Consider the following 6701-nt stretch of genomic DNA (forward strand, 5'->3'; position numbering starts at 1 on the left):
CGCGAACCACAGAGCGGCGGGTATCGACGCCACGAGAAGAAAGATCCAGCCGCCGGACGGCAAGACCGGAAATAATTGCAGGCAGAGAATCCCTGCCAGAAATGCTATCGTCCCTGATCGCATAAAAAGTTATGGCTTGTAATACAATTGATGGATAATAGGCTGGCAGACAACGTCCCTGAATCGCCTGACATGCCTCGCAAGTTTATAAGAAAATATATGCCGGATCACGACAAGATCCGCAACCATGTCCAGCTCAACCGCATCTTCGGAACATTGCTGCACGATCCCAACCTGCTGCACCTGAACCGACGCTCGGTCTCCAGCGCCTTTGCGGTCGGCCTGTTCATGGCATTTGTCCCGGTCCCCTTCCAGATGCCGCTGGCGGCGGCGGCCGCCATTATCATGCGCTGCAATCTCGCCATTGCCGTGGCACTGGTCTGGATCACCAACCCGGTGACCATGGGACCCATCTTTTTCTTCTGCTACAAGGTCGGCACCTGGTTTCTGGGTACGCCGGTCCGCGCGGTTGAGTTTGCGCCGTCGTGGGAGTGGTTCAGTAGTGAACTGGGCGTGATCTGGCAACCGCTGCTGTTGGGCTGTTTCGTCGTCGGCACGCTCACGGCGACGCTGGGTTACGGGCTGGTACGACTGCTCTGGCGCCTGCATCTGCTCAGCCATATCCGTAACCGGCAACTGCAGTTTGCGTTGCGGCGGCGGGAGAACCACAAGTACAAGGACCGCTGAGCACAGACCTTTTCGGGTGGCCGGATCAGGCGAGAAGTAACATCAAGTTCACATTAACTATGCAATGTAAATTTCTGTTTAATAAGAACTAAAAATTCCATCCTTGAGATGCAGCACACGGTCCATCCGCTCGGCAAATGCCGTATCGTGGGTCACCACCACAAAACTGGTGCCCAGCGCCGTATTCAATTCCAGCATGCGCTGGTAAACCTGCTCGGCCGTCTGGCTGTCGAGATTTCCGGTCGGTTCATCCGCCAGAATGCACTTCGGCCGGGTGACCAGGGCCCGGGCGATGGCCGCTCGCTGGCGTTCCCCGCCGGACAGGGCGTTGGGCTTGTGACGCAGGCGATCGCCCAGCCCCACTTCCGTGAGCATAGCCGCCGCCTGCTCGCCCGCCTCGGCTGTCCCGAGTCCGCGAATCAACAGCGGCATGGCCACATTTTCCAGCGCGGTGAATTCCGGTAACAGATGGTGAAACTGATAGACAAAACCGAGATCGCGATTGCGCAGCAGACCGCGTCGGGCGTCGTCCAGTTGGGCCATGTTCTCGCCGTTGACCTCCACCTCGCCGGCGCTGGGCAGATCCAGGCCGCCCAGCAGGTGCAACAAGGTGCTTTTACCGGAGCCAGAGGCGCCAACGATGGCCACCTGCTCGCCGCGACGGACGCTCAGATCCACCCCCTTGAGTACGGCGACTTCACGGCTCCCCTCACGGAACACCTTGGTCAGCTTGCGACAGGCCAGAATCGTCTCACTCATAGCGTAACGCCTCCGCCGGTTGGGTCCGGCTGGCACGCCAGGCCGGATACACGGTCGCTACGATGCCCAGCAGGAACGAGACACTGGTAATCATCCAGACATCATCCCAGTGCAGATCAGAGGGCAGTTCGCTGATGTAATACACGCCCGGATCCAGGAACTGGATGCCGAACAGCCCTTCGAGCCACGGCACCACAATATCCAGATTCAGCGCCAGACTGACGCCAAGCACGCTGCCCAGCACCGTGCCCACCACGCCGATGACGGTTCCCTGCACCATGAAGATGCGCATGATGCGGCCCGGCGAGGCGCCCAGCGTGCGCAGGATGGCGATATCGCTCTCCTTGTCGGTCACCACCATCACCAGCGTGGAGACAATATTGAACGCCGCCACGGCAATGATCAGCAGCAACAGCAAAAAGATCATCCGCTTTTCGATTTTAACGGCGCGGAACCAGTTGGCGTGATAGGAACTCCAGTCACGCACATAAAACTCGCTCAACACGCCGTCCTGCAGTTCGTGGCGAATCTGCGGCGCCAGAAACAGATCGCTCAGTTTGGCACGCACGCCGGTCACGCGCGAACCGAGCTTGAACAATCGCTGGGCATCTTCCAGATGGACGACGGCCAGCGCACTGTCGTATTCGTACATCCCGATATGAAACAGGCCGACGACTTCGAAGCGCTTCATCCGCGGCGCCATGCCGGCCGGAGTGACATTGAGGCTGGGCGTGACCATGGTGACTTTGTCGCCGACATCCACGCCGAGAATCCGGGCCAGATCCCGTCCCAGGATCACGCTGAAGTTCCCCGGCTTGAGATCGGTCAGTTGTCCCACTTCCATCTTACCGGCGACCGCCGACACGCCCGGTTCCTGTTCCGGCAAGACGCCGCGGATCCGGGCGCCGTTAACCCCTTTGCCGCGGATCAGCATGCCCTCGCCTTCCACATACGGCGCGGTGGCGATCACTTTGGGATGGGATTCGGTCGCGCGGGCCACTGAGGGCCAGTCGGCAATGCCGCGACGATAATCGGTCACGGTCAGATGCGAGACCATATCGAGGATGCGCTCACGCACTTCTTTTTCGAACCCGTTCATCACCGACAACACAGTGATCAATGCCATCACACCCAGCGCGATGCCCAGCATCGAGGTCAGCGAAATGAAGGATATGAAGTGATTGCGGCGCTTGGCGCGGGTGTAGCGCAGGCCGACATACAATTCGAATGGTCTAAACATGGAGCGGCATTATACAGGTTCGCGCTGAAATGACATCAACGCCAGGCGGTGATTGCGCCAGAGTTCACACCTGCTCAGGTAAAGCATTTTCATCAGCAATTCAGGGCAGGTGCACGGGAATCGAACGGGCGATGCGGATCGATTCGGGAGTTATTTGTGATACCCAGGCGTACACTTCCACACCCTGCTGGCACACGGCGGCCAGCTGTTCGGCATAGGCGGGATCGATCTCTGCGGCCGCACGAAACCGGTCGACATCATCCCGGGCCACGTGTAACAGCAACACCGCCCGATACCCCTCACGGACCATCGCCGCCAGTTCCTGCAGGTGCTTGCGTCCCCGTTCGGTGGGCGCATCGGGGAAGATGGCATAACTGTCGCGATCGACCGCGGTGACGTTCTTTACCTCCACGTAACAGCCGGCGCGTCCGGGATCGCTCAGCAACAGATCGATCCGGCTGTTGGTGCCGTATTTCACCTCGCGACGCAGTGTCCGATAGCCCTGCAGGCGCTCGATCACGCCGGATTCAATCCCTTCCTGCACGAGTACGTTGGCCAGATGGGTATTGACCCCCACCAGGGTGCCCTCCAGGGTCGAAGCCAGCTCCCACGAATAGCGATATTTACGTCCGGGGTTGGCGCTGTCGCGCAGCCAGATCCGGGTGCCCGGCTCGGCACAGCCGAGCATGGAACCGGTATTGGGGGTGTGAACGGTGAGTTCTTTACCATTGTCCAGCTGCACATCGGCCAGAAACCGTTTGTAGCGCCGCTGCAAAGTAGCGGAGATCAGTGGGGGGTCAAAATTCACAACAACAGCAACCTGTCAGGCCAGACTCCGGAAAAACTGCTTAAACTTTTGCGTGTAAGCCATTGATAGAGTATATTTTACCGCAAATTCGGCCGAATACTGTGCCAGAGGAGCCCGATGATGACCAGGCTGTGGAATACCCCGACTTTATCAGCGCTTTTTGGCGCCGCTGCCCTGTTACTGGGCGCACCGGCCGCTGCCGAGACCCTCGACATGCCCGCCCCACCGGCCCTGCAGGAACCGGATCACAGTGTAACGCTGCCCGGTCGAGGGATGTCCATGCTCCAGGTCGAAGAACGCTTTGGCAGCCCGCGGGAGAAATTCGACGACGTTGGCGATCCCCCGATCACCCGCTGGGTCTATCCCGACTTCACCGTCTATTTCGAGTATCAGTATGTCATCAATGCCGTGGCTCACGATAACCTGACCCGCCCGGGTTCCTCCTGAACATAACCTCTCCACAGTGACAGGCCGACGCGTATGAATCGCCGGTTAGCCGCTGAATGGGCCCCCCAGGGGGGTGTCATGCTCACCTGGCCCCATGCCGGAACGGACTGGGCGACGCATCTGGATGCGGTGGAACCGGTGTTTGCCGAAATTGCCAGCCAGATCGCCCGCCATGAACCGGTGCTGATCGTGGTGACCGGCACCTCTCATCGCCAGCACGTCGAACAACAGCTGATTCGCCACTCCTGTTTACTGACCCGGGTCCGTTTCGCCATCGCCCCGAGCAATGATACCTGGGCGCGGGATCATGGCCCCATTGGTGTGCTGGCCAACGATCAACCGCGACTGCTCGACTTCACCTTTAATGGCTGGGGCAACAAGCACCCTGCTAATCTGGATAACGGCATTACCCATGAATTGCAACGCCAGAAAAGTTTCGGTGAGACCCCGGTCGAAACCATCGACTTTGTCCTGGAAGGCGGCAGTATCGACAGCGACGGGGCGGGCAGCCTGCTCACCACCCGCGCCTGTCTGCTTAACCCCACGCGTAATCCACACTACGATCAGACGCAGATAGAAAAGCAGTTAAAGCACTCGCTGGGTGTCAAGCAGGTACTCTGGCTGGAGCATGGCTATCTGGCCGGTGACGATACCGACAGTCACATCGATATGCTGGCGCGTTTTTGTCCCAACAGCACGATCGCTTATATACAGTGTGATGATCCGCAGGACGAACACTATGCCGGGTTACAGGCCATGCAACAGGAACTGCAACAGTTATATAACTGCGCTGGTGAAAGCTATCGTCTGCTCCCGTTGCCCTGGCCGGGACCGATCTTCAATGCCGACGGCAAGCGCCTGCCGGCCAGCTACGCCAACTTTCTGGTCATCAACGATGCCGTACTGGTACCGCAATATGGCGATGACAGGGATCAAGCCGCGTGCGCCCAACTGCAAACGGCCTTTCCCGACCGGCAGATCATCGGCATCGACTGCCGGCCACTGATTGAACAGTTCGGCAGTTTGCACTGCCTGACCATGCAATTACCTGTCGGCGTGTTGTAAAGCGGTCACAAACGAAAACGGGAATGCCTCTTTCTGATTTCAGAATAAGCAAAATTCTGAACGGGCTTGCCCGGTGTTCTTCTCTCGCTGTTTTTAATTAAAACTTACCGGAACTCGGGAAACGCCGAGGTCAACGCCCAGCGCTCGGCTTCCTTGTTGTATTCCCAGACCTGGTTATCGGTAATCTCCCGCACGACATGGTTGTTGGTATTGTAATAGCGCAATTCCACCACCTGGACGGCTTCGGTCGTCGAGGCATTCACCGTGAGTATCTTGTAGCCGGTGATCTTGATATCCCTGAGCCGTTTTTTCTGCCGTTCACTCAGTTCAGGGGGTTCCTTGTAGTACTGGACCGCCAGCTCCAGACGCGACCAGCGCATGCTGTGCTCGTAGGCACGCAGGACCTTGTCGAGATCTTCCAGTTCGCTCGGCGTGGTATTACAGGCCCCCAGCAATAATGCCAGAGCGATCAACAGCCCCTGTTTCATTCTTCCCCCTTCACCCATATAGACCGTCCGGGCAGTATAAACAGTCCCGGCAATAACGTATATCCTTTGCCCTGTGAGGCTTGATAAACTCACCGCGAGCTATCCAGGAACCCGAACCATGACCCAGCTGCTGAAAACCGCTCTGCTGCAGCAACGCTGTAGCGCCGATCGCCAGGCCAATCTGCAGGCCTCCGAGGCCGGCATTCGCCAGGCCGCCAGCGACGGCGCGCGGCTGATCCTGTTACAGGAACTGCATACCGGTCCCTATTTCTGTCAACGCGAGGATCCGGCATTGTTCGACCTGGCCGAACCGATTCCCGGGCCAACCACCGGGCAGCTCGGCGCACTGGCCGCGGAACTGCAGGTGGTGATCGTCGCCTCGCTGTTTGAAAAACGCGGTGCCGGGCTGTACCACAATACCGCGGTGGTGCTGGAGGCCGACGGGCGCATTGCCGGGATCTATCGCAAGATGCACATTCCCGACGATCCCGGTTATTACGAGAAGTTCTATTTCACCCCCGGGGATCTCGGCTTTAACCCCATCGAGACTTCCGTCGGACGACTCGGCGTGCTGGTCTGCTGGGACCAGTGGTTCCCCGAGGCGGCCCGCCTGATGGCGCTGGCCGGCGCCGAACTGTTGCTTTATCCCACCGCCATCGGCTGGGATGAGAACGACACCGTCGAGGAACAGCAGCGCCAGCTCGAGGCCTGGCAGCTCAGCCAGCGCGCCCATGCGGTCGCCAACGGCCTGCCGGTGCTCGCCTGCAATCGCACCGGCGTGGAGACCGACCCGGTCAGCGGCGATCGCATTCACTTCTGGGGCCACAGTTTCGTCGCCGGTCCGCAGGGCGAAATACTCGCCGAAGCCCCCGCCGACGAAGAGCAGTTGCTGATGAGCGAGATCGACCTGGCCCGCAGTGACAGGGTGCGGCGCCTGTGGCCCTATCTGCGCGACCGGCGCATTGATGCCTACGACGACTTGTTATTGCGCTATCGTGACCACAAATAATCAAAAGCGCCCGCTACAGCGCATTTTTTTTCGTGGCCGGGTCTGGTAATGCAGTAGTCAGGAAGAAACTTATCTCTCGCAGAGACGCCACGGCGCAAAGTCATCTGATATCGATCATACTAAGCGAGCTCTGCGCCT

8 protein-coding genes are annotated in these 6701 nt (G+C 59.0%); 4 read left to right on the forward strand and 4 right to left on the reverse strand.

All coding sequences use genetic code 11. From position 1 onward, the window contains the following. Positions 1 to 219: 219 nt before the first annotated feature. Positions 220 to 747 carry a DUF2062 domain-containing protein gene (locus R6U90_RS06325; RefSeq protein WP_410351826.1) on the forward strand — a complete coding sequence of 176 codons (528 nt, stop codon included), beginning with the start codon at positions 220 to 222 and terminating at the stop codon, positions 745 to 747. A gap of 78 nt (positions 748 to 825) precedes the next feature. On the opposite strand, the gene lolD is transcribed toward R6U90_RS06325, so the two are convergent. The 3 genes from lolD to sfsA all read right to left on the reverse strand — a co-directional run bounded on the left by lolD (position 826) and on the right by sfsA (position 3554). Continuing rightward, positions 826 to 1506 (reverse strand): lipoprotein-releasing ABC transporter ATP-binding protein LolD, encoded by a 681-nt coding sequence (gene lolD / locus R6U90_RS06330; RefSeq protein WP_410351827.1) that lies wholly within the window; start codon positions 1504 to 1506, stop codon positions 826 to 828. Next, positions 1499 to 2746 carry a lipoprotein-releasing ABC transporter permease subunit gene (locus R6U90_RS06335; RefSeq protein WP_410351828.1) on the reverse strand — a complete coding sequence of 416 codons (1248 nt, stop codon included), beginning with the start codon at positions 2744 to 2746 and terminating at the stop codon, positions 1499 to 1501. Before R6U90_RS06335 ends, lolD begins: the two co-directional genes overlap by 8 nt. Positions 2747 to 2846: 100 nt before the next feature. Then, the gene (gene sfsA / locus R6U90_RS06340; protein ID WP_410351829.1) at positions 2847 to 3554 is read right to left on the reverse strand and encodes a DNA/RNA nuclease SfsA; all 708 of its coding nucleotides are present in this window, start codon (positions 3552 to 3554) and stop codon (positions 2847 to 2849) included. A 117-nt stretch (positions 3555 to 3671) separates the two neighbouring features. Between sfsA and R6U90_RS06345 the strand changes: the two genes are divergently transcribed. Both R6U90_RS06345 and R6U90_RS06350 read left to right on the forward strand, forming a co-directional pair. Next, positions 3672 to 4001 carry a hypothetical protein gene (locus tag R6U90_RS06345; protein WP_410351830.1) on the forward strand — a complete coding sequence of 110 codons (330 nt, stop codon included), beginning with the start codon at positions 3672 to 3674 and terminating at the stop codon, positions 3999 to 4001. A 33-nt stretch (positions 4002 to 4034) separates the two neighbouring features. Continuing rightward, positions 4035 to 5066 (forward strand): agmatine/peptidylarginine deiminase, encoded by a 1032-nt coding sequence (locus R6U90_RS06350; RefSeq protein ID WP_410351831.1) that lies wholly within the window; start codon positions 4035 to 4037, stop codon positions 5064 to 5066. A gap of 104 nt (positions 5067 to 5170) precedes the next feature. Here the strand turns inward: R6U90_RS06350 and R6U90_RS06355 are convergent, their stop codons facing one another. Further along, complete coding sequence (locus R6U90_RS06355; protein ID WP_410351832.1) at positions 5171 to 5572, reverse strand: hypothetical protein; 402 nt, start codon at positions 5570 to 5572, stop codon at positions 5171 to 5173. A gap of 100 nt (positions 5573 to 5672) precedes the next feature. Between R6U90_RS06355 and R6U90_RS06360 the strand changes: the two genes are divergently transcribed. Next, the gene (locus R6U90_RS06360; protein ID WP_410351833.1) at positions 5673 to 6563 is read left to right on the forward strand and encodes a carbon-nitrogen hydrolase; all 891 of its coding nucleotides are present in this window, start codon (positions 5673 to 5675) and stop codon (positions 6561 to 6563) included. The last annotated feature ends 138 nt before the right edge of the window (positions 6564 to 6701 follow it).

It is taken from the genome of Thiohalophilus sp. (assembly GCF_046483665.1).
Lineage (GTDB): Bacteria > Pseudomonadota > Gammaproteobacteria > UBA6429 > Thiohalophilaceae > Thiohalophilus.

Coding starts and splice junctions, on each gene's coding strand:
- R6U90_RS06325 (WP_410351826.1), top strand. CDS start 220: ATGCCGGATCACGACAAGATCCGCAACCATGTCCAGCTCAACCGCATC.
- lolD (WP_410351827.1), bottom strand. CDS start 1,506: ATGAGTGAGACGATTCTGGCCTGTCGCAAGCTGACCAAGGTGTTCCGT.
- R6U90_RS06335 (WP_410351828.1), bottom strand. CDS start 2,746: ATGTTTAGACCATTCGAATTGTATGTCGGCCTGCGCTACACCCGCGCC.
- R6U90_RS06345 (WP_410351830.1), top strand. CDS start 3,672: ATGATGACCAGGCTGTGGAATACCCCGACTTTATCAGCGCTTTTTGGC.
- R6U90_RS06350 (WP_410351831.1), top strand. CDS start 4,035: ATGAATCGCCGGTTAGCCGCTGAATGGGCCCCCCAGGGGGGTGTCATG.
- R6U90_RS06355 (WP_410351832.1), bottom strand. CDS start 5,572: ATGGGTGAAGGGGGAAGAATGAAACAGGGGCTGTTGATCGCTCTGGCA.
- R6U90_RS06360 (WP_410351833.1), top strand. CDS start 5,673: ATGACCCAGCTGCTGAAAACCGCTCTGCTGCAGCAACGCTGTAGCGCC.